General features: G+C 64.7%; 22 protein-coding genes. 9 read left to right on the plus strand and 13 right to left on the minus strand.

Annotated elements, in window-relative coordinates; all coding sequences use genetic code 11:
* The first annotated feature begins 29 nt into the window (after window positions 1-29).
* From JQ627_RS35700 to JQ627_RS35720, 5 genes are read left to right on the plus strand one after another with little or no spacing between them, the layout of a single operon-like run.
* Window positions 30-905 (plus strand): branched-chain amino acid ABC transporter permease, encoded by an 876-nt coding sequence (locus tag JQ627_RS35700; protein ID WP_212489019.1) that lies wholly within the window; start codon window positions 30-32, stop codon window positions 903-905.
* Window positions 902-1,900, plus strand: a complete 999-nt coding sequence (locus tag JQ627_RS35705; protein WP_212489020.1) for a branched-chain amino acid ABC transporter permease — start codon at window positions 902-904, stop codon at window positions 1,898-1,900. The genes JQ627_RS35700 and JQ627_RS35705 overlap by 4 nt, the downstream gene beginning before the upstream one ends.
* Window positions 1,897-2,640 (plus strand): ABC transporter ATP-binding protein, encoded by a 744-nt coding sequence (locus JQ627_RS35710; RefSeq protein WP_212489021.1) that lies wholly within the window; start codon window positions 1,897-1,899, stop codon window positions 2,638-2,640. The genes JQ627_RS35705 and JQ627_RS35710 overlap by 4 nt, the downstream gene beginning before the upstream one ends.
* 9 nt (window positions 2,641-2,649) lie before the next feature.
* Entirely contained in the window at window positions 2,650-3,387 is a 738-nt protein-coding gene (locus JQ627_RS35715) for an ABC transporter ATP-binding protein (RefSeq protein ID WP_212489022.1), read from the plus strand.
* Window positions 3,384-5,255 carry a bifunctional sugar phosphate isomerase/epimerase/4-hydroxyphenylpyruvate dioxygenase family protein gene (locus tag JQ627_RS35720; protein WP_212489023.1) on the plus strand — a complete coding sequence of 624 codons (1,872 nt, stop codon included), beginning with the start codon at window positions 3,384-3,386 and terminating at the stop codon, window positions 5,253-5,255. The genes JQ627_RS35715 and JQ627_RS35720 overlap by 4 nt, the downstream gene beginning before the upstream one ends.
* Window positions 5,256-5,296: 41 nt before the next feature.
* Here the strand turns inward: JQ627_RS35720 and JQ627_RS35725 are convergent, their stop codons facing one another.
* Both JQ627_RS35725 and JQ627_RS35730 read right to left on the minus strand, forming a co-directional pair.
* The gene (locus JQ627_RS35725; RefSeq protein WP_212489024.1) at window positions 5,297-5,605 is read right to left on the minus strand and encodes a hypothetical protein; all 309 of its coding nucleotides are present in this window, start codon (window positions 5,603-5,605) and stop codon (window positions 5,297-5,299) included.
* Between the two features lie 194 nt (window positions 5,606-5,799).
* Window positions 5,800-6,972, minus strand: coding sequence for an ABC transporter substrate-binding protein (locus JQ627_RS35730; RefSeq protein WP_212489025.1), 1,173 nt, complete (start codon window positions 6,970-6,972; stop codon window positions 5,800-5,802).
* A 299-nt stretch (window positions 6,973-7,271) separates the two neighbouring features.
* On the opposite strand from JQ627_RS35730, the gene JQ627_RS35735 reads away from it, so the two are divergent.
* The gene (locus JQ627_RS35735) at window positions 7,272-8,534 is read left to right on the plus strand and encodes an NAD(P)/FAD-dependent oxidoreductase (protein ID WP_212489026.1); all 1,263 of its coding nucleotides are present in this window, start codon (window positions 7,272-7,274) and stop codon (window positions 8,532-8,534) included.
* Window positions 8,535-8,741: 207 nt separating this feature from the next.
* On the opposite strand, the gene JQ627_RS35740 is transcribed toward JQ627_RS35735, so the two are convergent.
* Together JQ627_RS35740 and JQ627_RS35745 are read right to left on the minus strand one after the other, a co-directional pair.
* Entirely contained in the window at window positions 8,742-9,953 is a 1,212-nt protein-coding gene (locus tag JQ627_RS35740) for an ABC transporter substrate-binding protein (RefSeq protein WP_212489027.1), read from the minus strand.
* A gap of 32 nt (window positions 9,954-9,985) precedes the next feature.
* On the minus strand, window positions 9,986-11,194 hold the full coding sequence (locus JQ627_RS35745; RefSeq protein ID WP_212489028.1) for a cytochrome P450: 1,209 nt from the start codon (window positions 11,192-11,194) through the stop codon (window positions 9,986-9,988).
* An 83-nt stretch (window positions 11,195-11,277) separates the two neighbouring features.
* Between JQ627_RS35745 and JQ627_RS35750 the strand changes: the two genes are divergently transcribed.
* Entirely contained in the window at window positions 11,278-11,781 is a 504-nt protein-coding gene (locus JQ627_RS35750; RefSeq protein WP_212489029.1) for a MarR family winged helix-turn-helix transcriptional regulator, read from the plus strand.
* A gap of 353 nt (window positions 11,782-12,134) precedes the next feature.
* Here the strand turns inward: JQ627_RS35750 and JQ627_RS35755 are convergent, their stop codons facing one another.
* Window positions 12,135-13,988 carry a feruloyl-CoA synthase gene (locus JQ627_RS35755; RefSeq protein ID WP_212489030.1) on the minus strand — a complete coding sequence of 618 codons (1,854 nt, stop codon included), beginning with the start codon at window positions 13,986-13,988 and terminating at the stop codon, window positions 12,135-12,137.
* Window positions 13,989-14,136: 148 nt separating this feature from the next.
* On the opposite strand from JQ627_RS35755, the gene JQ627_RS35760 reads away from it, so the two are divergent.
* Together JQ627_RS35760 and atzF are read left to right on the plus strand one after the other, a co-directional pair.
* Window positions 14,137-14,643, plus strand: a complete 507-nt coding sequence (locus tag JQ627_RS35760) for a MarR family winged helix-turn-helix transcriptional regulator (protein ID WP_212489031.1) — start codon at window positions 14,137-14,139, stop codon at window positions 14,641-14,643.
* A gap of 192 nt (window positions 14,644-14,835) precedes the next feature.
* Window positions 14,836-16,641, plus strand: a complete 1,806-nt coding sequence (gene atzF / locus JQ627_RS35765) for an allophanate hydrolase (protein ID WP_212489032.1) — start codon at window positions 14,836-14,838, stop codon at window positions 16,639-16,641.
* Window positions 16,642-16,752: 111 nt separating this feature from the next.
* On the opposite strand, the gene JQ627_RS35770 is transcribed toward atzF, so the two are convergent.
* The 8 genes from JQ627_RS35770 to JQ627_RS35805 all read right to left on the minus strand — a co-directional run bounded on the left by JQ627_RS35770 (window position 16,753) and on the right by JQ627_RS35805 (window position 25,133).
* The gene (locus JQ627_RS35770; RefSeq protein WP_212489033.1) at window positions 16,753-17,475 is read right to left on the minus strand and encodes a GntR family transcriptional regulator; all 723 of its coding nucleotides are present in this window, start codon (window positions 17,473-17,475) and stop codon (window positions 16,753-16,755) included.
* A gap of 4 nt (window positions 17,476-17,479) precedes the next feature.
* Window positions 17,480-17,872, minus strand: coding sequence for an oxalurate catabolism protein HpxZ (gene hpxZ, locus JQ627_RS35775; RefSeq protein ID WP_212489034.1), 393 nt, complete (start codon window positions 17,870-17,872; stop codon window positions 17,480-17,482).
* Window position 17,873: 1 nt separating this feature from the next.
* Window positions 17,874-19,268 (minus strand): AtzE family amidohydrolase, encoded by a 1,395-nt coding sequence (locus JQ627_RS35780; RefSeq protein WP_212489035.1) that lies wholly within the window; start codon window positions 19,266-19,268, stop codon window positions 17,874-17,876.
* Window positions 19,269-19,275: 7 nt separating this feature from the next.
* Window positions 19,276-19,455, minus strand: a complete 180-nt coding sequence (locus tag JQ627_RS35785; protein ID WP_212489036.1) for a DUF4089 domain-containing protein — start codon at window positions 19,453-19,455, stop codon at window positions 19,276-19,278.
* An 18-nt stretch (window positions 19,456-19,473) separates the two neighbouring features.
* Entirely contained in the window at window positions 19,474-21,210 is a 1,737-nt protein-coding gene (locus JQ627_RS35790) for an ABC transporter ATP-binding protein (RefSeq protein WP_212489037.1), read from the minus strand.
* A gap of 88 nt (window positions 21,211-21,298) precedes the next feature.
* Entirely contained in the window at window positions 21,299-22,198 is a 900-nt protein-coding gene (locus JQ627_RS35795; RefSeq protein WP_212489038.1) for an ABC transporter permease, read from the minus strand.
* A 65-nt stretch (window positions 22,199-22,263) separates the two neighbouring features.
* Window positions 22,264-23,277, minus strand: coding sequence for an ABC transporter permease (locus tag JQ627_RS35800; protein ID WP_212489039.1), 1,014 nt, complete (start codon window positions 23,275-23,277; stop codon window positions 22,264-22,266).
* Window positions 23,278-23,510: 233 nt separating this feature from the next.
* Window positions 23,511-25,133, minus strand: coding sequence for an ABC transporter substrate-binding protein (locus JQ627_RS35805; protein ID WP_212489040.1), 1,623 nt, complete (start codon window positions 25,131-25,133; stop codon window positions 23,511-23,513).
* Between the last annotated feature and the right edge of the window lie 329 nt (window positions 25,134-25,462).

A 25,462-nucleotide genomic window follows, 5' to 3' on the forward strand; every position in this document is an offset into this window, starting at 1 on the left:
GGGGGACGGCAGAACGGCGAGAGGGGAAAATGTCCAATCTGTTCGATCTTCTGGTCGCAGGCCTTGCCACCGGCGCGATCTATGCGCTGGTCGCGGTCGGCTTCACGCTGCTGTGGCAGACCTCGCAAACCATCAATTTCGCGCAAGGCGAGTTCGTGATGCTGCCGGCGTTCCTGATGCTGGCGGCGATGCATGTCGGCGCGCCGTTCTGGCTCGCGATCATCCTCGGCATCCTGCTCTCGATGATCCTGCTTGGGCTGGCCTTCAAGATGCTGCTGGTCGATCCGATGATGCGCCACGGCGTGCTGCCGCTGGCGATCGCGACGATGGCGCTCGCGATCGGCATCAAGGAGGCTGTGAAGCAGTTCTTCAGCGCGGAGGCCTCGCCCTTCCCCTCGATCGTGCCGACCGGCGATATCTCCATCCTTGGACACGCGGTGTCGTTGCAGAGCATCGGCGTCCTCGTCCTCGCCATTCTTGCCGTCTTCGGCCTGACGAGCCTCCTCAACCGCACTTCGCTCGGTCACCAGATGCAGGCGGCGGCGCAGAACCCGACGGTAGCGCGCATCATCGGCGTGCCGGTCGAGCGCATGATCCTGCTGACGTTCCTGATCAACGCCTTCCTGGTCGCGCTGGCTTCGCTTTTGATCACGCCGATCTATCTCGCAAAATTCTCCTCCGGCGAGGTGCTCGGCCAGGCCGCGTTCATCGCGGCGATCGTCGGCGGCTTCAACCAGGTGCGCGGCGCCATTGCCGGCGGCCTCCTGATCGGCGTGCTCGACAATCTCGCGGCCGCCTATGTCTCGACCCAATACCGCGCCGCCGTTCCGATGATCTTCCTGATCGCCGTCATCCTGTTCCGGCCGCAGGGCTTGCTCGGCCGCGCCGAGGAGCGCACCATATGAGCGGCTTCGCCAAACCGCTGAAGATCGCGCTCGGCCTCATCGTCATTGCCGGCCTGATCATCGTTCCCATGAATTTCAACCGCTACGGCCTGTTCATCCTGAGCCAGTGGGCGGTGATGAGCATCGCCGCCATGGGGCTCAATTTGACGCTCGGCTATGCCGGCCAGGTCTCGCTGGCGCAAGGCGCCTTCGTCGGCATCGGCGCCTATGCCGCAGCGATCATGACCACGCATGGCTGGCCGCTGCCGGTGGCGATCGTGGTCGCGATCGTCTTGAGCTTCGCGGTCGGCTGGGTGCTCGGCTATCCCGCGTTGCGCGTGCAGCACCATTACCTTGCTTTCGTCACGCTCGCCTTCTCCACCCTCGCCTTCCTGGTGTTCCGCAACGAAAGCTGGCTCACCGGCGGCATCTACGGCATCTCCAACATTCCGCGGCCGCACATCTTCGGCATCGCGACCAACAAGCCGCTGCCCTTCTACTATGTCTGCCTCGGCTCGCTCGCGATCGTGTCGCTGGCGGTGTGGTGGCTGATCCGCTCGCCCTGGGGCCGCGCCTTCATGGCGTTGCGCGAAAATCCGCTGCGCGCGCAGTCGCTCGGCGTCGACACGCGGCGCTATACGCTGATGGCCTTTGCGATCGGCTCGGCGCTCGGCGGCGTCGCCGGCGCGCTCTATGCGCCGCTGACGCAATACATCGATCCCGTGCCGTTCAACCTGTCGCTCTCGCTCGACCTCCTGATGATGGTGATCGTCGGCGGTGCCGGCTTCTATTTCGGCCCCTTCCTCGGCGCGATGATCGCGGTGCTGTTGCCGGAATGGCTGCGCTTCACGGAAGGGTATTATCTGATGCTCTATGCGGTCGCGGTGATGCTGCTCCTGATCTGGTCGCCGACCGGCATTCTGGGCATCCTCGACCGCTACCTCGCCGAGCGCCGAACCAAGGCGGCCTCCGCGCTGCGCGCTGTCGCAAAGTCCCGGCTGGAGACGGTGCAATGAGCGCGGTCCTGGAAGTCACCAGCATCAAGAAGAATTTCGGCGGCATCAGCGCCGTCGACGGCGTCTCATTCGACGTCCGCGAGGGCGAGATCCTCGGCCTGATCGGGCCGAACGGCTGCGGCAAGTCGACCCTGTTCAACTGCATCCTCGGCCAGCTCACACCGTCAGGCGGCGAGGTCAAGCTCGACGGCCAGGTGGTCACGGGCCTGCGCCCGGCCGAGCTCAACAAGCTCGGGGTCAGCCGAACCTTCCAGCTCTTGCAGGTCTTCCCAAAACTCTCGGTGCGCGAGAACCTGATTCTCGCGGGGCAGGAGCACCAGGGCAATATGGCCTCGCGTCTGGTCGGCCGCTCCGATGCCGGGCTGACGGGGGCCGCCAACCAGATGATCGGTTTCTTCAAGCTGGACCATCTCGCCGACGAGCCCGCCGGCGGGCTCTCCTATGGCCAACAAAAACTGCTCGATGCCGCGATGGCCTTCATGGGCGGGCCGCGCCTCGTGCTGCTCGACGAGCCCGCCGGCGGCGTCAACCCGTCGATGCTGTCGGACCTGAAGGATCGCCTGGTCGCGATCAACCGCGAGAAGAACGCCACATTCGTGGTGATCGAGCACAACATGGAATTCGTGATGTCGCTGTGCTCGCGCGTGATGGTGATGGCGGAAGGCAAGGTGCTGGCGATGGGGCGGCCGGACGAAGTGCGGAAGAATCCCGCCGTGATCGAAGCCTATCTCGGACATTAGGGAGCCATCATGAGCGACCCGATCCTCTCGGTTCACAATCTCGTCGGCGGCTATGGCAAGATGACGATCCTGAACGGCACGACCTTCGCCGTGCCGCAGGCGACCATCACCACCATCATCGGCCCGAACGGCGCCGGCAAGTCCACCGTGTTCAAGGCGATCTTTGGCCTCTTGAAGCTGCGCGAAGGCAAGATCAGCTTCGCGGGTCGCGACGTCACCAACCTAAGCCAGCGCGCGTTGCTCAATGCCGGCATCTGCTACGTGCCGCAGGGTCGCAACATCTTCCCCGAACTGTCGGTGCGTCACAATATCGAGCTCGGCGGCGTCTCCGCGGGCAAGGGCATCGACTTGCCCAGGCGGATCGAGGCCGCGCTCGACCTGTTCCCGGCGCTGCGACGGAAGTCGACACAGCAGGCCTCCACACTTTCGGGCGGCGAGCAGAAGCAGCTCGAGATCGCCCGCTCGCTGCTGCTCGAGCCGAAGCTCGTGCTGATCGACGAGCCCTCGATCGGTCTGTCGCCGCTGATGGTGCAGCAGACCTTCGACATTCTGAAAAGCTTGCGCGACGGCGGCGTCACCATCCTGATGATCGAGCAGAACGCGCGCTCGGCGCTTGAGATTTCCGACATCGGCATCGTGCTCGAGCTCGGCCAGACCCGCATGGTCGATGGCGCGAAGCGAATTCTGAACGATCCGCGCATCGGCCAGCTCTTTCTCGGCGGGGCCATGGAGGACAACGCAGCATGAACAAGCGTTCGATCGCGACCGTCTCGCTCTCAGGCAGCCTGGACGAGAAGCTCCGCGCCATCGCATCAGCTGGGTTCGACTCGGTCGAGATCTTCGAGAACGATCTGCTGTCGTTCGGCTCGGGCCCGCGCGAGGTGGCGCAGCTGTGCAAGGACCTCAATCTCGAGATTTGCGCATTCCAGCCGTTCCGCGATTTCGAGGGCATGCCGGAGCCGCAGCGGACACGCAACTTTGCCCGCGCCGAGCGCAAGTTCGATCTGATGCAGGAGCTCGGGACCGACCTGCTGCTGATCTGCTCCAACGTCTCGCCCGCCTCGCTCGGCGGCATCGATCGCGCCGCGGACGATTTTCGCGAGCTCGGCGAGCGCGCGGCCAAGCGCGGCTTGCGCGTCGGCTATGAGGCACTGGCCTGGGGCCGCCATGTCAACGACTACCGCGACGCCTGGGAGATCGTGCGCCGCGCCGATCATCCCGCGATCGGCGTCATCCTCGACAGTTTTCACGCGCTCGCGCCCGGCTTTCCGGTTCGCGCCATGGCCTCGATCCCCGGCGACAAGATCTTTCTGGTGCAACTCGCCGACGCGCCGAAGCTCGAGCTCGACATTCTCTCGTGGAGTCGGCACTTCCGCTCCTTCCCCGGCCAGGGCGATCTGCCGGTCGGCGAATTCATGCAGGCCATCGCAGCGACCGGCTATGCCGGGCCGCTGTCGCTCGAAATCTTCAACGACCAGTTCCGCGCCGGCTCGTCCGCGCAGACCGCGGTCGACGGCCTGCGTTCGCTGATCCTGCTCGAGGACCAGCTTGCGCCAGACTGGCCGAAGTTCGTCGGCGAGCCGCTCGCGCCGAAGGCCAGGAGCCACGGCATCGGCTTCGTCGAGTTCGCGGTCAACGAGACCAAGGCGGTCGACCTCGCCCGCCTGTTCGCGCAGCTCGGCTTCCGCAAGACGGGCGAGCATCGGAGCAAGGCCGTGGAGCGCTGGTCGCAAGGCAAGGTCGAACTCGTGATCAATTGCGAGACCGACGGCTTTGCACATTCGCATTACGTCACGCACGGCCCCGGCGTCTGTGCGATTGCGCTCGACGTCGACAATGCCGGTCTTGCCATGCAGCGCGCCGAGACTCTGAATACACGCACCTTCTACCAGCCGGTCGGGCCCGGCGAGCTGGAGATTCCCGCGATCCATGGCGTCGGCGGCAGTCTTCTCTATTTCCTGGATCAGGCCGGCAAGAACTGGGACACGGACTTCGAGCAGGTACCGAGCGATACGCGCGCCGACGCCCTGCTCGCCGTCGATCACATCGCGCAGTCGATGCCCTATGACGAGATGCTGTCCTGGCTGCTGTTCTACACCGGCATCCTCGACCTGAAACGGCTGCCGCAGATGGAGATCGCAGACCCCCGTGGCCTCGTGCAGAGCCAGGCCATCATCAACGCCGACCAGAGCCTGCGCTTCGTGCTCAACGGCTCCTCCGCTAACCGCACCCTGCCGGCGCGCTTCATCTCGGAGTTTTTTGGTTCAGGCGTGCAGCACGTCGCGTTCTCGTGCCGGAACATTTTTGCGACGGTCGCGGAGATGCGCAAGCGCGGGGCGGATTTCCTCGATATCCCTGATAATTACTACGACGACATCGAAGCCAAATACGACCTCGCGCCCGACCTGATGGCGCAACTGCGCGCCAACCACATCCTCTACGACCGCGAAGGCGACGGCGAGTTCTTCCAGGTCTACACGCACATCTTCGACGAGAGATTCTTCTTCGAGATCGTCGAGCGACGGGATTATCAGGGCTTCGGCGCAGCCAATGCCGGCATCAGGCTCGCGGCGCAGGCCCGCGAGGTGCGGCCTGCGAGCATGCCGCGGGTGTGAAGCGGGTGCGGCGGCGGTCGCGCCGCCTCTCGCTGCAACGGCTATGTCGCAAGCTTTCGGCGAATGAAACGGATCGCGTCTGGAGACGTCAACGCAGCACTCCACTCTCCGCTCGGCAGATCGCCGAGCAGGTTCGAGAGCTCGACCGCAAGCGCTCGAAGCCGCGCATTCTCCTCGAGCAATCGCATCACTTCGTTCGACGGCGATTCATCGTCGTTGAATTCTTCCAGAAGCTGTGGCGACAGACGTTCGCGCGCATCGTCGGACATAACGTCGTCCGCAGTTGAATTGATATTCCGCGTCTTGCAGTGCGACGGCAAATATTTATCACTCATCGGCAAGTCCCCCAAGGACATGCCCCCGACCTTATCCGGCCAGGTTCGAATGAGTCGTGGGCGGATTTGAGTCTAAAATCAGACCGGCGCGCGACCTTGCGCGGGCGCAGGTCGAATGAATGCCGCCATGAATCCATCGCAGCACATCGGCGCATGCGACACGAGAGATTCCCCTCTCCCCGAGAGCGGGGAGAGGGGAACAAGAGACCTCACTTCATCGCGCACTTGTCGTGGAAGCGGTCCTGGTCGTTCTCCACGATGGTCGCGACGGTCTTCAGCGAGAGCTGGCCTTCGCCGTCCTTCACCACATCCTGCAGATAGAAGCTCTGCACCGGGATGTGGTTCTTGCCGTATTTGAACGGGCCGCGCAGCGACTTGAAGTCGGCCTTCTCCATCTCGGCCTTCATCGCGTCCTTCTTGCTGGTGTCGCCCTTCACCGCAACGACCGCGCTGTTGATGAGCTGGGCCGCGTCATAGGCCTGCGCGCCGTAATAGGTCGGGCGCAGGTTGGGGTACTTCTTGCGATAGTCGGCGACGAAGCGCTTGTTCTGCTCGTTGGGGAGGTCGTTGACCCATTCCTGCGCGCCGGGAACACCAAGCGCGTTCTCCTTCTGGAGCGGCAGCGACAGCTCGTCGACCGTGAAGGCGGTGTAGAGCGGCATCGTGCTCTTCAGGCCGGCCTGGGCATATTGATTGAGGAACTGCACGCCGGCCGCACCGGGATAGAACACGAAAATCGATTCGGCGCCCGAGGCGCGCGCCTTGGAGAGCTCGGCGGAGAAGTCGAGCTGGCTCGGCCAGACCGTGTATTCCTCGCCCTTGATCTCGCCCTTAAAGGTGCTCTTCACGCCTGCGAGCATGTCCTTGCCGGCCGCGTAGTTCGGCCCGATCAGGAACACGCTCTTGACGCCCTTCTGGTTCATGTAAAGGCCCATGGCAGCCGGCGTCTGGTCGTTCTGCCAGGAGGTCGAGAACACGTAAGGCGAGCACAATTCGCCCGCGAGCTGCGACGGGCCGGCATTGGCCGAAATCAGGAAGGTCTTCGAATCCACCGCGGTCTTGAGCGAGGCCAAGAGCACGTTCGACCAGATGTAGCCGACGATGAAATCGACCTTGTCGGACTGCACCAGCTTCTCGGTCTTCTGCTTGCCGACATCGGGCTTCTGCCCGTCGTCCTCGTAGATCACCTCGACCGGCTTGCCGTCCATCTTGCGGCCGATGTGGTCCAGCGCGAGCTCGAAGGAGTTGCGCATGTCGTTGCCGATCACGGCAGTCGGGCCGCTGAAGGTCGAAACGAAACCGATCTTGATGGTGTCGCCGGCGACTGCCGGGCTTGCCAGCACCAGCGCCGCCGCGCCCGCCAGCCAGAATGCCGTCCTCATAACCACTCCCCTCCTTATTATTGATCCCGGAGACGGGGTGATCGCCGCCCCGGGTCGTCTCTATTGAACGCAAAATCTGTCGAGCCGCCAATGGCTCAGCGCCTGCCCCTGCACCATATTTCGCCCAAATCGGGGATGGCAAGAAATATAATTCTACTTACTTCGACCAAGGCTGCGGCGCTTTTTCGCGGGATATCGATACGCCGGGCCTATTCGACGATTGATGACGGCTATTGGACCGCGGCGCCCCATCCGCACTTAAATGAGGGGAGTAGAGCAGCGAGATTCGAGGGCCCATCATGACCACGACCCCCCACCGCGTCGTCATCGTCGGAGCCGGCTTTGGCGGGCTGGAGACGACCTACCGGCTCGCCGGCAGCCCCGTCGCGATCACGCTGATCGACCGCCGCAACCATCATCTGTTCCAGCCGCTGCTCTACCAGGTCGCGACCGCCTCGCTCGCGACCAGCGAGATCGCCTGGCCGGTCCGCCATCTCATGCGCGAGCGGCGCGACGTGACGACGCTGTTTGCCACCGTAAGCGGCGTCGACGCTGACAGGCGCTGCGTGCTGATCGACGACGGCAGCGAGGTGCCCTACGACACGCTGGTGCTCGCCACCGGCGCGCGGCATGCCTATTTCGGCCATGACGAATGGGAGCAGTTCGCGCCGGGCCTGAAGACCCTGGAGGACGGGACCACGCTGCGCCGTCACATCCTGGTGGCGTTCGAGCGCGCCGAACGCGAGACCGATCCGGCCAGGCGCGCCGCGCGGCTGACCTTCGTCATCGTCGGCGCCGGCCCGACCGGCGTCGAGCTCGCCGGCACCATCGCCGAGATGGCGCATCACACCCTGCCCCGCGATTTCCGCAACATCGACACGACGAAAGCGCGCGTCGTGCTAGTCGAGGCAGGGCCGCGCGTGCTCGCCGGCTTCGCCGACGACCTCTCTGCCTATGCGCAGGCGTCACTGGAAAAGATCGGCGTCGAGGTCGTGCTGGGGCAGGCCGTGACCGAGATCAATCGCGAAGGCGTCGTGTTCGGCGGCAAGCTGCTCGAGGCAAAGACGCGGATCTGGGCCGCCGGCGTGCGCGCCTCGCCCGCCGCCGAATGGCTGGGCGCGCCAAGCGATCGCGCCGGGCGCGTGGAGGTCGAAGACGACCTGACGATCCCCGGTCATCCCGAAATCTTTGCGATCGGCGACACCGTGTTGATCAACGCCTGGGAGGGCAAGCCGGTGCCCGGCATCGCGCCGGCCGCCAAGCAGCAGGGCCGGCACGTCGCCGAGACCATCAAGGCGCGCCTGCGTGGCGAGAACAAAGGTGCATTCCGTTACAAGCACTCCGGTAGCCTCGCACAGATCGGCAAGCGGCTCGCCGTGATCGATTTTGGCAAGGTCAAGCTGCGCGGCACCATCGCATGGTGGATCTGGGGCATCGCCCACATCTACTTCCTGATCGGCCTGCGCCACCGCCTCAGCGTCGCCCTGAGCTGGCTCTGGATCTACGCCCGCGACCAGCGCGCGGCGCGGTTGATCACGCAGGGGAGTAGCAAGGTGGCATAGGTACGCTGCCGCGGCGCGCTTCTCTTACCCTCCCCTGGAGGGGGAGGGTCGCTACGCATGCAGCGAAGCGAAATGCGTAGCGGGGTGGGGTGGCGGTCTCTCCTAATCGAATACTGCCCGAGTGGAGAGATCACCCCACCCCGCTCGCGCTGCGCGCGACCGACCCTCCCCCTCCAGGGAGGGTGAAGGTAGACCGCGCTCGCGGCACTACTTCACCAGCTCGCACCCGCCGTCCGCCAGCGGGCGGAACGCCTGGTCCGCCGGAATCGTCGAGACCAGCTTGTAGTAGTCGTATGGATATTTCGACTCCTCGGGCTTCTTCACCTCGAACAGATACATGGGATGCACGACGCGGCCGTCCTGGCGGATCGCGGTGTCGCCGAACAGCTTGTCCTTGCCCCTGAACTTCTTCATCTCGGGCACCGCGTCCTTGGCATTGTCGCTTCCGGTGGCCGCGACCGCATTGAGATAAGCCAGCGTGGAGGCATAGACGCCGGCCTGGTTGCCGCTCGGCATCTTGCCGTTCATGCCGGGCCGCGCCGCGAAGCGCTTGGCGAACGCGCGGGTGTCGTCGTTCATGTCCCAATAAAAGGCTTCCATGAGCTGGAGGCCCTGCGCGACCTTGATGCCCATGCCATGGACGTCGTTGATGAAGAGCAGGAACGCCACGAGCTTCTGTCCGCTTTGCTGAACGCCGAACTCGGCGGCCTGCTTCACCGCATTGATGGTGTCGCCGCCGGCATTGGCGAGCCCGATCACCTGGGCTTTCGAGCCCTGCGCCTGCAACAGGAACGACGCGAAATCGGAGGTGCCGAGCGGATGCTTTGAGGAGCCCAGCACCTTGCCGCCGTGTCCCTCGATATATTTCTGCGCTTCCGCCTCGATGCCCTTGCCGAGCGCGTAGTCGACCGTGAGGAAGTACCAGTCCTTGCCGCCGCGCGACATCATCGCGGCCGCGGTGGTGTTGCCGGTGGCCCAGGCGTCATTGACCCACTGGATGGTGTTGGGCGAGCACGCCTTGCCGGTGAGATCCGAGCTCGCCGTCGACGACGCTAGGAAGGTCATGCGGCTGTCGCGCAGCAGCGTGTTGATGGAGAGACCGACCGCCGAATTCGGCACGTCGACGATGGCATCGACGCCCTCGACATCGAGCCATTTGCGCGCGATCGCGTTGCCGACATCCGCCTTGTTCTGGTGGTCGGCGTAGACGATCTCGACCTTGATGCCTTTGCCGCCGCCGTTGAAATCCTCGGCCGCCATCCGTGCGGCCTCGACCGAGCCCATGCCGTTGGTGTCCTGGAAGATACCCGAGATGTCGTTGAGCACGCCGATGCGCACGACATTGTCGGATATCTCGGCGTTTGCCGCGCCGCTCATGAGGCTCGCAGCGAGTGCGAGCGTCCATTTCAGATTCTTCATTGGTCCCTCCCCGTGTTTATTGTTTCGCAGCGTCAGGCCGGCGTGATCGTCACCGGCAGGCTGTCGAGCCCGCGCAGCGTGTTGTTGAAGCGGCGCTTCGGCTCGCCCGAGATCTCGATGCCGGCAACACGCCGGGCCAGCGCCGACAGCATCGTCTCGCCTTCGAGCCGCGCCACCAGCTGGCCGACGCACATGTGGATGCCCGAGCCATAGCCGACATGGCCTGAGGTGCGGCGGGTGATGTCGTAACTGTCGGGCTTGTCCCAGCGCCTGGGATCGCGGTTGGCCGCGGCGAGGAACATCAGCACCTTCTCGCCCTCGCCGATCCTCGCGCCCGACAGCTCCACCTCGCGCGTGGTGGTGCGGAAGAACGTCTGCACCGGGCTTTCGAAGCGCACGGCCTCCTCGAAGGCGTTGCGCGCGAGGGTGAGATCCCCGCGCAGGCGCTGCCACTGCTCGGGGAAGCGCGCGAGGCAATACACGGCTGCGCCGATACCGTTGACGGTGGTGTCGAGACCGGCCGAGAGCAGCGAGCGCACCAGCAGCGGCGCTTCGGTCGCGGTGATCGCGCCCTCATCGACATGCGCATGGATACAGGCGCCGATGCCACCCGGTGTGAGATTGTCGCGCTGGCATTGGTCGGTGACGTAGACCTGATGCGGCGATGAGCGCGCGATCGCCTCCTGGCGCAGCTCGTTGGGCGGACCAAACGCGTTGAAAACGACGCTAGCATAGGGGATGAGATGCTCGCGTCCCTCAGGCCTCAGCCCGAGCGCGTCCGGGAAGATCGAGAGCGGGTAGGCTTCAGCGAGATCCGTGACGGCGTCGAAGCTGCGCTTGTCGAGCAGCGCGTCGACGCGCGCCTCGGCCGCCGCGGCGAAGCGGTCCCGCAATCCCTTCATCACGGTCGGCGACAGCACCTTCGACAGCACGGCGCGGGTACGGGAGTGCTCGGGCGGATCGGCCTCGAGGATCAGGCTCGGCGGCCGCCACGGTGTCTCCTTCTTGAAGTCTGACAGGCCGACGCCGCGGCTGGAGCAGAAGGTGGTGGGATCGTTCAAGACAGTGTGGACTTCGCCGTAGCGCGCCACGCCATACACGTTCCATTTGTCGAGATAGACGACCGGCCCGGTCTCCCGCAGCAGCTCGTGCGTCGGATAGGGGTCGGCAAAAAAATTCATGTCGAAGGGATCGACGTCGAGATGCGGGACGCCGGTTGCTGTCGAGCCGGGTGCGCTCATGCGATTCCTCCCTCATTTTGACCTTGTGAAAGGGCCACGCTTACCCTTAGGTCTTCGGACACGCCGCGAGACAGAATCCCGACATGCCGCCTTCGACCAGAGCCCGCCAGAAGCCTGCGCCCACGGAGACCGGGCCGACGCTCGACCTCGACCGCTACGTCCCGGCCTTCATCACCTTCATCGCCAACAAGCTCTCCAACAGCGCGACCGCGTTCTACCAGAAGCAGTTCGGCGTCAACGTCACGGAATGGCGGATCATGTCGCTGCTCGCGATCGAGCCCGGCATTCCAGCCTCGCGCATCTGTCACGTCATTGGCTTCGACAAAGGCCCGGTGAGCCGCACGCTCGCGGGGCTGGAAAAGCGCGGGCTGGTGTCGATCCGCACCGACCCGAACGACGGCCGCACCCATTCGATCTCGCTGACCGCGCGGGGCCGCGCCGTCCATGACAAGGTGATCGTCGCCGCGTTCGAACGCGAGCGGCGGCTGTTGTCCTGCCTGAGCAAGGACGAGCGCGAGGTGCTGATCGACTTGTTGCGCCGGCTGCACGAGAATTTGGGCGCGGTGACGGGCAGCAGCTACGACTAGCGCGACGGGCGCAAGACGTGTCGCGCTTCTATCGTCGGGCATGCGCCGGCATTTGCCCGCGGCACCCTCTCTGCCGAGCATCGTTTCCTCCAGGATCAGGCGCAGCGGTTCCCCCGCCGTCATCCTTGTCTGGAACGGTTCGCACAAATTAGTTGCTTCGGCAACAAAAGAATCATGCAGGATATTGCGGCAGAATGGCTGGCTTATTGTTGGGCGAGCTGCTCGCCCCGTCCTCCGTCATTGTGGAAGCAGACGCGCCCATCCAACACTCTCGGGTCCCGGCTCTGCAGCGCATCACTGCGTGCTGCGCTGCGTCCGGGCACGAGAGGAGTGAATGCAGCTAGAGGAGTGCTTTAACCGCCACAGCCGATCCACTCACCCGACGCATCATTCACCCGCGCCACTGCATCGGTACGCCGCGTCAGCACCGCACGCTGGTTGATGTAGCCCTTGTCGGTGATCTCGCCGCCGTCGACCGATGGCGGCTCGGCGAGCAGCAGCGCGCGCGTCGCGTGGCCGGAGGAGTTGGCGCCCTGCTGCTTCAGCTTCGCCAGGCCCTGCGCGATCGCGGTTCTGACCTTGTCATGCGCGAGCACATCGTTCACGCCTGCCGTCTCGGGCAAACCTGCTTGCGCGCGGCAAGCGGCGATATTCGGGAACACCAGGAAGCGCACCTCGTCGCCGCCATGGCCGGCGACGACGATATCCTGCGCAAGCGGCGCCAGCGCGGCGATGCCGGCGACGCGCAGCGTGCCGACGCTGACCCAGGTGCCGGAGTTGAGCTTGAAGTCCTCCGCGACGCGGCCGTCGAAGAACAGACCCTGCTCCGGCCTGTTCGCATCGGCAAGTTTCACGGCATCGCCGATCAGATAGAAGCCCTCGTCGTCGAACGCCTGCCTGGTCAGATCCGGCGCCTTCCAGTAACCCGGCGTGACATTGGGGCCGCGCACCCGCACCTCCAGCTTGTCGCCCGACGTGACGAGCTTCAGCTCGGTGCCGGGAATGGGCACGCCGATATTGCCCGAGCGCTCCGCGAGGAAATGACAGTCGGTCGCCAGCGGTGACGTCTCGGTCGAGCCCCAGGCCGACACCATCGGCAGCGGACGACCAACAGTCTCCACCGAAAGCTGCTTGAGCGCGTCCCAGAGGTTCTGCGGCAGCGCGGCACCGGCATAGAAGGCGAATTTCACCTCGCCGAAGAAGCGGCGGCGCAGCTCCTCGTCGCCGCGCAGCGCTGCGATCAGCATGTCGAAGCCGCGCGGCACGTTGAAATAGACCGTCGGCATCACGCTTTTCAGATTGGCGAGTGACGTTGCGAAGAGACCGGGCGCGGGCTTGCCGCCGTCGATATAGAGCGACCCGCCGTTGCGCAGCACGAGATTGAAATTGTGGTTGGCGCCGAACGTGTGGCTCCAGGGGAGCCAATCGAGAATGACGAGATCGCTGGCAGCCTGCTCCAGGAACGTCCAAGTTTGCGCCTTGGCCTGCTGGCTCGAGGTCAGCATCCGCTGGGTGTTGATGACGGCTTTCGGCGTGCCGGTCGAGCCCGAGGTGAACAGGAATTTTGCGATCGTGTCCGGAGCGACCTTCGCGAAGGCTTTTGCGACGTCGCCCGTTTCGGGCGTCGCCGCGATGTCGCGGAAGGCCAGCGCATCGGCATCGCCGGCATTGCCACTGATGATCTGCGCCTTGTGCAGCGGCTCGATCGCCGCGAGTGCAGCAGCGAATGGCTTGGTCGCGGAGACGTAGATCGCGCCGGGCTCCAGCAGCGAGATCATGCTCTTGAGCTTGTCGAAATCTTTCGACATCAGCGAATAGGCCGGCGAGATCGCGGCCGAGGGCACGCCGACATGCTGGGCCGCAAGCGCGAGCAGCGCATGGTCGATGCTGTTGTCGGAGAGGATGACGACGGGACGCTCGGCGCTGAGCTGTTGCGCCAAAATCCAGCTCGCCGCTGCGCGTACCCGCCGCAGGGCGCCCGCATAGGTTATGGTGGCCCAGGGTCTGTCGGCGCTGTCACGCTCGGCGAGGAAGATCGTGTCAGGCGTCTGCCGCGCAAAATGCTCCAGCCAGTCGCCGACGCAGCGGGCGCTGTCGCGTAAGGGTTCCGGCGAGCGCAGCACGATGCTGCCGTCGGCGCGATGCTCGGCGACGGTCTTGGGCGTTGCGAACAGGCTCGAAGCGTCACCGCGTGCGGCGGTTGTCATGGTTTCCTCCTCGCCCGGACGTCCGGATCGGCTGCAGCCTCGTACCGGGCTGCTTGGTCATATTGTTGGGCACGACAATTGTTGTCGTCAACAACAATCTTTCGCACGGGCCTTCGGGGCGCTAAGGTTGCACGGCAGGAGAGATCACGTGACAGCCAGCGCAGCCCGAACTGAGCCCCGCCCCTCCCCGCGCAAACGTGCCGGCAACGGAGCCGCGCGGCGGACCGACGCGGACGAGATCGGCCTCGACGCGCTGGTCGGGCACGCCGGCTACGCGGTACGGCGCTTCCAGATCTGGATCTTTCAGGACTTCATCAAGACGCTCGGCGAGGTCGACATCAGGCCGACGCAATATTCGGTGCTGACGGTGATCGGCGCCAATCCGGGCCTCTCGCAGATGGCGGTGGCGAAGCGCCTCGGCATCGAGCGCGCCCGGCTGGTGCATCTGCTCGACAGCCTCGAACAGCGCAAGCTGGTGAAGCGGATCAAGTCGAAGGCAGACCGGCGCTCCCACGCCCTGCACCTCACCGCACCGGGTGAGACGGCGCTGGCAAAGTTCAAGCGCCTCGCCGCCGAGCACGAGCGGCATGTCGTGGAGAAGATCGGCAAGGAGAACAGGGAGCTGCTGCTCCAGATCCTCGCCGGCTTCACCTGATCGACACTGCCTAATATTTAGACAAATGCCCGTATCAGGGCGCTGGCTCGACGTCCCAGCAATCCTCGTTATATCTTACAAGCCACTGATCCCACGATAATATCCGAGGCACAGCGCCTGCCCGGATAATGTACACAATGGCACATCGCTTGCTTCAATCCGGGTAAGACAAGTTGCCGGAGTTTTGTGACCATGGGGGCTGAGCAGCCTGAAACGATCGCCGCGATTGTGGCCGCGCATCGCGCGGGCACGATGACGCCCGCGCAGACGATCGCGCGGACCTATCAGCGCATTCGCGACCACAACGATCCCTCCATCTTTATCAGCCTGCGCGACGAGAAGGACGCGCTCGCGGACGCCGAGAAGCTCGCCGCGAAAGATGCCTCCAGCCTGCCGCTCTACGGCGTGCCGGTTGCGGTGAAGGACAATATCGACGCGCTGGGATTTCCAACCACCGCGGCCTGCCCGGCCTTCTCGTACACGCCGACGCATGATTCGACCGCGGTGGAGCGGCTGCGCGCGGCCGGCGCCATCATCATCGGCAAGACCAATCTCGACCAGTTCGCGACCGGCCTCGTCGGTGTGCGCTCGCCCTACGGCATCCCCAGGAACTCGATCCGCGAGGATCTCATTCCCGGTGGATCGAGCTCGGGATCGGCGGTCGCCGTTGGTGCCGGACTCGTGCCGCTGTCGCTGGGCACGGACACCGCTGGCAGCGGACGCGTGCCGGCGATGCTCAACAATATTGTCGGCCTGAAGCCGAGCCTCGGCATGATCTCGACTGCCGGCCTCGTGCCGGCCTGCCGCACGCTCGACTGCATCTCGGTATTCGCTTTGACCGTCGACGACGCCGCTCTCGCGCTCTCCGTGATGGCCGGCCCCGACCAGGCCGATCCGTTCTCGCGCGACCGGCCGCTGGGCACGATCGCGCCGTTTCCCGCGAATTTGCGCCTCAGTGTGCCCCGCAACGGGCAGCTGATCTTCTTCGGCGACAGGAAGGCGGAAGCTGCTTACGGCGATGCGCTGAAGCGCTGGACCGCGCTCGGCGCTGAGCTGGTCGAGTTCGACCTCGAGCCGTTCTACGAGACGGCGCGGCTGCTCTATGAGGGGCCGTGGGTCGCCGAGCGTTATCTCGTGATCAGGAATCTGCTCGCCTCGGCGCCTGACACGATCCATCCGGTGACGCGCGAGATCACCGCCGCCGGCGCGCGGCTGACGGCTGCCGAGACTTTCTCCGCGCTCTACCGTTTGCAGGGCCTGCGCAAGATCGCCGAGCGCACGTTCGCGAATATCGACGCGCTGGTGCTGCCGACGGCGCCGACGGCCTATACGACCGCGCAAGTGCTCGCCAATCCGATCGAGCTCAACAGCCGGCTCGGCACCTATACGAACTTCGTCAATCTGCTCGATCTGTGCGGCCTCGCAGTGCCGGCAGCAATGCGCACCGACGGCATTCCGTTCGGCATCACGCTGCTGGCACCCGCAGGACACGATGCGATCCTTGCGAGCATCGGGCGCGTTTTCCATGCGGATACCAAGCTCAGCGTAGGTGCGAAGGGCGTGGTGCAAACCCCGCTCGCTCCGCTTCCGGCAAACGGCGGCGACGAGATTCCGATCGCGGTGGTCGGCGCGCATCTCTCCGGCATGGCGCTGAACGGCGAATTGACTGCGCTTAGCGGAAGGCTGATCGAAGCAACAAAAACCGCGCCGGACTACAAGCTCTATGCACTCAGGACCACGCCGCCGAAGCCGGGCATGCTGCGCGTCGAGGCCGGCAAGGGTGCGTCGATCGAGCTGGAGATCTGGTCGCTGTCGTCGTCCGCCTTCGGCAAGTTCGTCAATGCGATTCCTGCACCGATGGCGATCGGCACGGTGCGGCTAGCGGATGGCCGCAGCGTGAAGGGGTTTCTCGTCGAGCCGGAAGTGCTCGGTGACGCGCGCGATATCACGGCGTATGGGGGATGGCGCGCCTTTATGAAGGAAGCCGCGCCAAGGTAGTCTCGTAGGGTGGGCAAAGCGAAGCGTGCCCACCATTCCGTTCATCATGAAGAAGATCGTGGGCACGGCGCTTTGCGCCTTTGCCCACCCTACGGCATTGTGTGTGCGGTCCTACACCGACACCGCGTAAATCTCGTACTCCCCGCGTACCAACTCGATATGGGCGCGCATCGCTGCTGCCGCGCCCTGCTTGTCGCCGCGCATGATGGCGACGACGACGCGGTCGTGCTCGGCTTGCGATTTGGCGAGGCGGCCGAGGTTGCGGAACTGGGCGCGGCGGAACGGCTGCACGCGCACGCGGGTCGCGAGCGTGATCTCGGCGATGTAGCCGTTCTGCGATCCCGCATAGATCGCGTTGTGGAAGCGCTCGTTGACCTCGTGGAACCGCTCCGGATTGCCGGCGTAACTGAGCACGCGCAGCTCTTCGTGGATGGCTTCGAGACCATGCCGCTCGGCGGCGGACATGCGTTCGGCGGCAAGGCCGGCGCACAGCGCCTCCAGCTCCGCCATCGCCTCGAACATGCTTGTCAGCCGCTCCGCCGAGGGCTGCGCCACCACTGCACCACGGTGGGCGCGCGATTCGACGAGGCCGCTCGCGACGAGCTGGCGCAGCGCTTCACGCACCGGAGTGCGTGAGACGCTGAAGCGGCGCGCGATGTCGGTCTCGTCCAGCGGCGCACCGGGGGCGAGGGTTCCACGCACGATCTCGTCGGCGAGCTGAAGCCGCAGTTCCTCGGCGCGCGTGACCTTGTGCACGCTGGGCTGTGCCCGGTCGACGCGCGGCACCGCCGGCTCGGCCGGCAGTGCTCCCTGCGGAAGATCGTCAAGCGTCATACGATCAGGTCTCTTTCGACTCGTCGATGATGCTGACATGGGCAGCGACGACGCGCCAGCCCTCCGGGAAGCGAATCCAGGTCTGCATCTGCCGGCCGACCTTGCCGGGAGCCGTGTCGCGGTAGAACAGGGTGGAGGCCACGGCCGTGTCGCGGCCAAAGCTGGTGATCACGGTTTTCGCGGTGCGGCGGTTCAGGCCGACCGGCGAGCGGCCGGCGCGGAAGCCGGAGATCGCCTCGTAGCCATAGAGGTTCTCGCCGATGCCATAGCGCAGCGTGCGAGGATCGTTGCGGAACAGCTCGCCGAGCACGGCGACGTCGTTGCTGACCAGGGCCTGTTCATAGCGCTCGAACGCGGCTTTGACTTCCGCGATCACGTCGGGGAGATCAATCTCCATTTTAAAGCCCTCTCGGCGCGGGCGCGGCCACGACGCCCATTTGTTCCAATGCGTACGCGACGCGCAACGCGATGTCCTCGCGCCAGGGCGCGCAAATGATCTGCACGCCGATCGGCAGCGGCTCGAGCGGCACCGGCACGGCGACGACAGGCAGACCGATGAACGAAATCGGCTGGGTGTGGATGCCGATATTGGCGCGTACCGGCAGCTCGACGCCATCGAGATTGAAATTCACCTGACCGAGCTTCGGCGCAGTGCACGGCGTCGCGGGCGCGATCAGCACGTCGACCGATCTGAATATCTCGGCAAGCTGCGCCCGATACCGGCGGCGGAATTTTTGCGCGCGGTCGACCAGCGGCGCCGGCACCATCGCGCCCGCGATCAGCCGGTCGCGCACGGCGGGATCGAAATCGTTCGGGCGCTTGCGCAGGCGATCGAGATGCAGCGAGGCGCCCTCGGTCGTGGTGATGACATAGGCCGCAGCGCGGGCGCGCGCGGCTTCGGGCACGTCGACCACTTGCGTTGCGCCAAGCGCCTTGGCGACGCGGCTGACGGCTTCGACGGCTTCCGGAAAGACGTTCTTCTGGAAGTAACCACCGGCGATCGCGATGCGCAGGTCCGAAACCGGATTGGCGAGCAGCGGCAGCGTCGGCTCCAACCCGCGCGTGGTGCAGGCGCCATCGTCGGCGTCAGGTCCCTGCATCGCGTCATAGGCGAGCGCGAGATCGGTGACGGAGCGCGCGAATGGGCCGAGATGATCGAGGCTTGCGACGAACGGGAACGAGCGCGCCCGCGACAGCCGGCCATAGGTCGGCTTCAAGCCAAAGATGCCGCAGAAGGAGGACGGCACGCGGATCGAACCGTTGGTGTCCGAGCCGAGCGCAATCGGCACCAGTGCGCCGCCGACGGCGCTGCCCGAACCGCCGGACGAGCCGCCGGTCATCCGGGTCGTGTCATGCGGATTGCGCGAGGGGCCATCATGGACGTTCTCGCCGGTGAAGTCGTAGGCGTATTCGCCCATGTTGAGCGCGCCGACAAGCACGGCGCCGGCGGCTTCCAGCCGTTCGATCAGCGTCGCGTCGCGTTTTGCCGGCGCAAGGTCGCGGTTGATCTTCGAGCCCGCGCGCGTCGAGAGGCCCGCGACGTCGAACAGGTTCTTCACCGCGAAGGGAACGCCGGCGAGCGGGCCGACCTCCTTGCCGGCAGCAATGTCGGCATCGATCGCACGCGCCTTCGCGCGCGCGCGATCGGCAGTGACGTCGGTGAAGGAATTGAGGACACCATCGTGCTGCTTGATGCGCGCAAGCGCAGCTTCGGTGGCATCCAGCGCCAACATCTTGCGACCCGCAACCGCGCTCGCGATCTCGGAGGCCGTCATCTCTGGCTTGGTGGTCATGGCGGGGTCAGGCCGTGAAAATCGGCGCCGGCTCGGTCTCGTCCGGCAGCGCGAATTCGTCGACGAGGCGGGCGAGCCGCAGCGAGACTTCGAGATTGGCGCGCACCGCGGGCCTCCAGGCCTCCTCGACCGGCAGCGCCAGCGCTTCGGATACGGCGTCGATATAATCGTCCAGCGGCTCGGCCATCACTCTCTCAAGCTGATCTCAATGCACTGGCAGCGGCGGATGCGGGATCGCCGTCAGCAGCTCCTTGGTGTAGTCGTCCTGCGGATCGCTGAGGACCTGCTCGGAAGAGCCCTCTTCGACGATCCGCCCCGTCCGCATGACAATGACACGATCGCACAACAAGCGCACTACGTTCAAATCATGCGAGACGAACAGATAGCTCATACCTAGCCGCGCCTTGAGGTCCTGGAGCAGATTGAGGACCACGGCCTGGACCGAGACGTCCAGCGCTGCGGTCGGCTCGTCCAGGATGACCAGCTTTGGATGCAGCGCGATGGCGCGGGCAATGCCGACGCGGGCCTTCTGGCCGCCGGACAGCTGGTGCGGAAACCGATCCAGCAGATTGTGCGGCAGCCCGACCATGGTCGCAAGCTCCTCGCAGCGCGTTCGCAGCGCATCGCGACCCCTGATGTCGCCGAGCTGGATGATGGGGTCGGCGATGGCGCGGGCGGCGGTAAAGCGCGGGTTGAGGCTGTCGGTCGGGTCCTGGAACACCATCTGGATACGGCTGCGCTGCGGCAGCCGGGCAAACGCCGCCGGCGCGATGCCGCCGATATCCTCGCCGTCGAACTGGATCAGGCCGGAGGTCTGGTCCAAGAGGCGCATCACCATCATCGACGTGGTCGATTTGCCGCAGCCGGATTCGCCGACCAAGCCGACGCTCTCGCCATGGCCGATCGAGAAGCTGATGCCGTCAACGGCGCGGAATACGTCCGGCTCGACCGGCGGCTTGCGGCCGAACAGTTTTCCGAGCGTGGCGGTGGCGCCCTGGCGGGGATATTCCTTGACCAGCTTTTCGATGAGGAGGAGGGGCTGGTCGCTCTCCCCTTCGCTTTGAGAAGCGTGCTGGTCAGGCGCGGCGGCGACGGATGCAGATGAGGTTGCCCCCTCCTCTTCCGGCAGCAGATCGCGCAGCGACACGCCGAGCCGCGGCGTCGCGCGCATCAGCTTCTTCGTATAGGGATGCTGCGGGTTGGCGAAGATGTCGGCGGCTTTCGCGGTCTCGACCACCCGGCCCTTCTCCATCACCACGACACGGTCGCAATAGGCGGCAGCCAAGCCGAGGTCGTGGGTGATCAGGATCGTCGACATCGCCTTGCGCTTGGTCAGTTCGACGATCAGGTCCATCACCGCTTTCTGCGTGGTGACGTCGAGACCCGTCGTCGGCTCGTCCGCGATCAGCAGCTGCGGATTGCAGGCGAGCGCGAGCGCGATGACGACGCGCTGGCACATGCCGCCTGATAGTTCGAACGGATAGGCGTGGTAGCGCTCGCGGGGGCGGGCGATCTTGACCTGCTCCAGCGCCTCGATCGCCTTTTCTCCGTGGTCCGAAACCATCGCCTGCTGCACGTGGGTGCGCAAGACGTCCTCGATCTGGTCGCCGACCTTCCGGATCGGATTGAGGGCCGCGCGCGGATTCTGGAAGATCATCGAGACCTCGCGGCCGCGCAGATCGCGCATCTGGTCTTCGGTCGCGGCCTTCACGTCGATGCCGGAAAACATCACCGAGCCCTCGGCGATCCGCCCCGCCCGGTCGAGGATGCGCATCACCGCATAAGACGTCACCGACTTGCCGGAGCCGGACTCGCCGACGATGGCGAGCGTCTCGCCCTTGGCGACCGAGATGTTGACGTGCTGCACCGCTTTCACGATGCCGCGGCGGGTGGTGAATTCGACCGTGAGGTCCTGGACGTCGAGCAGGGGCTGGGCGGTCATCGACGGCTTCCGCTCAAAAATGTCGAAAACAACCCCATGCACAGTAGAATGGCATTGGAATCATTCAATTCTCGCAGGGAATTTGCCATCACGTCCTCCGCTGGGGGTCGACGATGTCGCGGAGGCCGTCGCCGAGGAGGTTGAAGCAGAACACGGCGATCATCAGGGCGAGGCCGGGGAACAACGCGATCCACCATTCGCCCGAGACCATAAAGCCCGCGCCTTCGGCGACCATGATGCCCCATTCGGCGGTCGGCGGGCGGACGCCGAGGCCGATGAAGGACAGGCCGGCGGCGTTGAGGATGGCGTAGCCCATGGTCAGCGACATCTGCACGATCATGATCGGCATGATGTTTGGCAAGATATGCACCAGCAGGATGCGGAATTCGCCGTTGCCGGACAGCCGCGCGGCCTGAACGAAGCCGGCATTACGGCGCACGTTGGCTTCCGCGCGCGCCACGCGGGCATAGAGCGGGAAGTTCACGATGGCGGTCGCCAGGATGATGTTCTGCACGGTGTTGCCGAGCGCGGCGACGATGCCCATCGCCAGCACGAACAGCGGGAAGGCCATGATGGTGTCGGCGATGCGGCCGACGATGCGATCGGTCCAGCCGCCGAAATAGCCGGCCGCAATGCCCGCGAGCCCGCCCATCAGGAACACCAGCACGACGGAGGCGACGGCGATGAACGTATCGAGCCGCGTCGCCACGATGACGCGGCTGAAGATGTCGCGGCCGAGCTGGTCGGTGCCGAACCAGTGCGCCATCGACGGCGGCTTTAGCGCGGCAGCCGTATCCGAGGCGAGCGGATCATACGGCACCACATAGGGGCCGAAGATCGCGGCAACGAGGATCAGGATCAGCAGCGCGAAGGCGAAGCCCGTGACCTTGTTCTCGCCCAGCACGTAGCGGGTCTGTTCGAGGATCGCGACCAAGCCCGAGGTGCGAGCGGGGCCAACGGGTTCGACAGCAGGCGCAACAGAACTCATGATGTCACCTTCGTTTTGCGCACGATCTTGTCGGAAAACCGGCCTCCACTTTTCCGGATCATGCGCTATCCCTCCAACCTGACGCGCGGATCGATTACGCCATACAAGATGTCGATCACGAGATTGAGCAGCACGTACATGACCGCCATGGTCAGCACGAAGCCCTGCACCGGCGCGAAGTCCGACGAGATCAGCGCTTCCACCGCATAGGAACCGATGCCGGGCCAGGCGAACACCTTTTCCACCAGCACGTTCGCACCCAGCAGGAACGAGAACACCATGCTGAGCGTGGTGATGACGGGCAGCATCGCGTTGCGGAAGGCGTAGGTGACGATGACGGTTGCCGGTGACAGGCCGCTGGCGCGCGCCGTACGGACGAACTCCGATGACAGCACCGCGAGCATCGAGGCGCGCGTCATGCGCGCGATCGGCGCCAGCGAGAAGATCGCGAGCGTCGTCGCCGGCAGGATGAGCTGGCTCAGTGCGGAGCGGAACGCCTCGAAGTCGCGCGCGATCAGCGTGTCGATCAGGTAGAAGCCGGTCACCGTCGGCGGCGCGCTGTAAAACACATCGAGGCGGCCGAGCGGCGCCGGCGACCAGCCGAGCCGGAAATAGAAGACATAGACCAGCACGAGGCCGGTGAAGAATACGGGCAACGACACGCCGGCCGTCGTCGTGACACGACAGAGGTGGTCCACCCATGATCCCGGCCGCGTCGCCGCCAGCACGCCGAGTGGGATCGCGATCACGATCGAAACGATGAGGCCGATCAGCGTCAGCTCGGCGGAGGCCGGCAGGCGGTTGCGGATTTCAGCGGCGACCGGCTGTCCCGTCGTGAGTGAGTTGCCGAAATCGCCGTGAGCGAGATCGTTGGTGTAGCGGAAGAACTGCTCGATCAGCGGCTTGTCGAGGCCGAGTTTCTTGCGGATCTGCTCGACCGCTTCCTTGGTCGCGGCGGGGCCGGCGAAGTAGGCCGCGGGATCACCAGGGAGAGCGCGCGTCAGCAGGAAGGTGACGATGACGACGCCGATCAGCGAGGGAATCGCGAACATCAGGCGCTTGCCGATCATGGTCAGCATAATGATGTCCTCTCGCGCTTTGCTTCGAAATGAGATCGCGCCACTTGCTCCGCTGCGTCCCCTCCCCCCTTGCGGGGGAGGGTTAGGGAGAGGGGTGGCCTCGGGAGAGATCTGAGTTCGTGGCTACCCCTCTCCCCGGCCCTCCCCCGCAAGGGGGGAGGGAGCGAGAGACCAGCGCCCGCCTCACTCCGAAATACAGCTAGCGTCGCGGCCAAGTCGCGCGCCATGACAGCTCACCCCTTCGCCATCGCGCGGTAATCGAGCCTGCGGTGGAACCAGTATTGGTAGCCGCTGATGTTCTTCTGCATCGCGACGTTGACGAAGGGCTGGTACAGCGGGATGCGCGGGATGTCGGCGAAAGCGAGATCGACGAAGCCCTTCACGTCGGCATCGTAGGTCGCGGTGTCGCCGGTAGCGGCGGCGGTGCGGGCGCCATCGATCAGCTTGTCCATCTCCGCCGACTTGTAGCTCATGGTGTTGAAGACGGAATTGTTGCCGTGATAGCACCAGTAGAAGAAGTACTCGGGGTAATCGAGCCAGCCCGAGAACACGTTGGTGAAGAGCGGCATCTCCTTCTTGTTCAGCTCGGTGCGCCAGTTGGCGCCGGGCACCTTGTTGATGGTGGTCTTGATGCCGATCTGGGCGAGGCTCTCCTGCACCAGCACGCAGAGCGGCTCGTTGACGCCGGCAAAATTCAGGTCGAACGAGATCGTGGTCTCGAAGCCATTGGCGTAGCCGGCCTCCGTCAGCAGCGCCTTCGCCTTGTCCATGTCGGTGTTGTATTTGTGCGGCTGCGGCCAGGCGACTTCGGTCGGCTTGTCCTTGGCCGCGCCGAACATCGGGTTCGCCAGCCCGAACATCACGGCGTCCATGATCTTCTGATAGGGCAGCGCGTAGGCCACCGCCTGACGCACCTTGGGATTGTCGAAGGGCGGCTTGGTGACGTTCATGCCGATATACTGGATGCCGTTGGAGAACGGCAGCGACACGACGTTGAGCTTGCCGTTGGCCTTCATCTCCTGAAAGTCCTTGTTCGGCAGCTCGTAGGAGATGTCGGCGTCGCCGCGCTCCAGCAGCGCGCGGCGGTTGCCGGCCTGCGGCACCATGCGCCAGATCACGCGCTTGATCTTCGGCAGCGGACCGCAGACCCAATCCTCGTTGCGCTCCATGATGACTTCGGTGCCGGCGGTCCACTTCGTCACCTTGTAGGCGCCGGAGCCCGCGGTCTGCTGTTTTGTAAACTCGAGACCCCAGGGGTCCTTCTCACTGGCGTTCTTCTTCACCAGCTCGGAATTGACGATGCAGGGCACGATCACGGCGAGATCGGGGATCGTCAGCCTGTCCTTCTTCAGGAAATCCACGCGCACGGTGTAGTCGTCGATCACGACGAACTGCTCCGGCTTGGTCAGCGAGCCCGCGCTCATCTGGAAGGTCGGGAAGCCGCCGACGCTCACCGCGCGATCTAGCGACCACTTCACGTCCTTCGCCGTGACGGGCGTGCCGTCGTGGAATTTGGCGTTCTTGCGCAGCTTGAAGGTGACCGACATGTCGTCGATCTTCATCTCCTCGGCGAGTTCGCCCTTGAACTTGTCGCGGTCGTAATAGGGCACGCCGCCGGGGCCGGTCTTCATCTCGTGGCTGATCAGGCGGTCGTAGCAATTCCAGGACACCTCGTAGCCCGGCACGTTGGTGCCGACGCCGTGGATGTCGAGATTGTTGGGCCCCCCTTCCGAGACGATCAGCAGCGTCTCCGAGCGCGCATCGGCATAGGCTGACGAGACGACCTGTGGCATCGCCGGAAGCGCCGCGCCTGCGGCCAATCCGGACACGGACTTGAGGAAATCGCGGCGCTTCATGGAATGCTCCAACGCAAAAGTTTCTGGTTGGAACAGCGATTCGCAAGGTTCGTGCCAAGGCCTAACGAGAGCTCACGATTCGCATAAGAAACTGATTTATCTATCGATTATGCGATTTGATCCAATGATCGCCTTTTGAGCATCCGCAATAATTGCATACAAAGAGGAGATTTTGCTCATAAATTAAGCCGTCCGATTCATCGGCTCGATTTCTCATCACCCACCGCGGACTCAAGGCTCACTCGTCAAACTCGTCATTGCTGTCGATGTTCGCTAATTCGCTGATTGGATCGCGGTAGTCTTGGTCGCGGCGAAGGCCTTGGGAGTTT

It is taken from the genome of Bradyrhizobium liaoningense, from assembly GCF_018130785.1.
In the GTDB taxonomy this organism is placed as follows: Bacteria; Pseudomonadota; Alphaproteobacteria; order Rhizobiales; family Xanthobacteraceae; genus Bradyrhizobium; species Bradyrhizobium liaoningense_A.

What these genes read in the sequence shown, in the direction of transcription:
- JQ627_RS35700 (WP_212489019.1), top strand. Translation starts at nt 30, where the DNA reads ATGTCCAATCTGTTCGATCTTCTGGTCGCAGGCCTTGCCACCGGCGCG.
- JQ627_RS35705 (WP_212489020.1), top strand. Translation starts at nt 902, where the DNA reads ATGAGCGGCTTCGCCAAACCGCTGAAGATCGCGCTCGGCCTCATCGTC.
- JQ627_RS35710 (WP_212489021.1), top strand. Translation starts at nt 1,897, where the DNA reads ATGAGCGCGGTCCTGGAAGTCACCAGCATCAAGAAGAATTTCGGCGGC.
- JQ627_RS35715 (WP_212489022.1), top strand. Translation starts at nt 2,650, where the DNA reads ATGAGCGACCCGATCCTCTCGGTTCACAATCTCGTCGGCGGCTATGGC.
- JQ627_RS35720 (WP_212489023.1), top strand. Translation starts at nt 3,384, where the DNA reads ATGAACAAGCGTTCGATCGCGACCGTCTCGCTCTCAGGCAGCCTGGAC.
- JQ627_RS35730 (WP_212489025.1), bottom strand. Translation starts at nt 6,972, where the DNA reads ATGAGGACGGCATTCTGGCTGGCGGGCGCGGCGGCGCTGGTGCTGGCA.
- JQ627_RS35735 (WP_212489026.1), top strand. Translation starts at nt 7,272, where the DNA reads ATGACCACGACCCCCCACCGCGTCGTCATCGTCGGAGCCGGCTTTGGC.
- JQ627_RS35740 (WP_212489027.1), bottom strand. Translation starts at nt 9,953, where the DNA reads ATGAAGAATCTGAAATGGACGCTCGCACTCGCTGCGAGCCTCATGAGC.
- JQ627_RS35745 (WP_212489028.1), bottom strand. Translation starts at nt 11,194, where the DNA reads ATGAGCGCACCCGGCTCGACAGCAACCGGCGTCCCGCATCTCGACGTC.
- JQ627_RS35750 (WP_212489029.1), top strand. Translation starts at nt 11,278, where the DNA reads ATGCCGCCTTCGACCAGAGCCCGCCAGAAGCCTGCGCCCACGGAGACC.
- JQ627_RS35755 (WP_212489030.1), bottom strand. Translation starts at nt 13,988, where the DNA reads ATGACAACCGCCGCACGCGGTGACGCTTCGAGCCTGTTCGCAACGCCC.
- atzF (WP_212489032.1), top strand. Translation starts at nt 14,836, where the DNA reads ATGGGGGCTGAGCAGCCTGAAACGATCGCCGCGATTGTGGCCGCGCAT.
- JQ627_RS35770 (WP_212489033.1), bottom strand. Translation starts at nt 17,475, where the DNA reads ATGACGCTTGACGATCTTCCGCAGGGAGCACTGCCGGCCGAGCCGGCG.
- hpxZ (WP_212489034.1), bottom strand. Translation starts at nt 17,872, where the DNA reads ATGGAGATTGATCTCCCCGACGTGATCGCGGAAGTCAAAGCCGCGTTC.
- JQ627_RS35780 (WP_212489035.1), bottom strand. Translation starts at nt 19,268, where the DNA reads ATGACCACCAAGCCAGAGATGACGGCCTCCGAGATCGCGAGCGCGGTT.
- JQ627_RS35785 (WP_212489036.1), bottom strand. Translation starts at nt 19,455, where the DNA reads ATGGCCGAGCCGCTGGACGATTATATCGACGCCGTATCCGAAGCGCTG.
- JQ627_RS35790 (WP_212489037.1), bottom strand. Translation starts at nt 21,210, where the DNA reads ATGACCGCCCAGCCCCTGCTCGACGTCCAGGACCTCACGGTCGAATTC.
- JQ627_RS35795 (WP_212489038.1), bottom strand. Translation starts at nt 22,198, where the DNA reads ATGAGTTCTGTTGCGCCTGCTGTCGAACCCGTTGGCCCCGCTCGCACC.
- JQ627_RS35800 (WP_212489039.1), bottom strand. Translation starts at nt 23,277, where the DNA reads ATGCTGACCATGATCGGCAAGCGCCTGATGTTCGCGATTCCCTCGCTG.
- JQ627_RS35805 (WP_212489040.1), bottom strand. Translation starts at nt 25,133, where the DNA reads ATGAAGCGCCGCGATTTCCTCAAGTCCGTGTCCGGATTGGCCGCAGGC.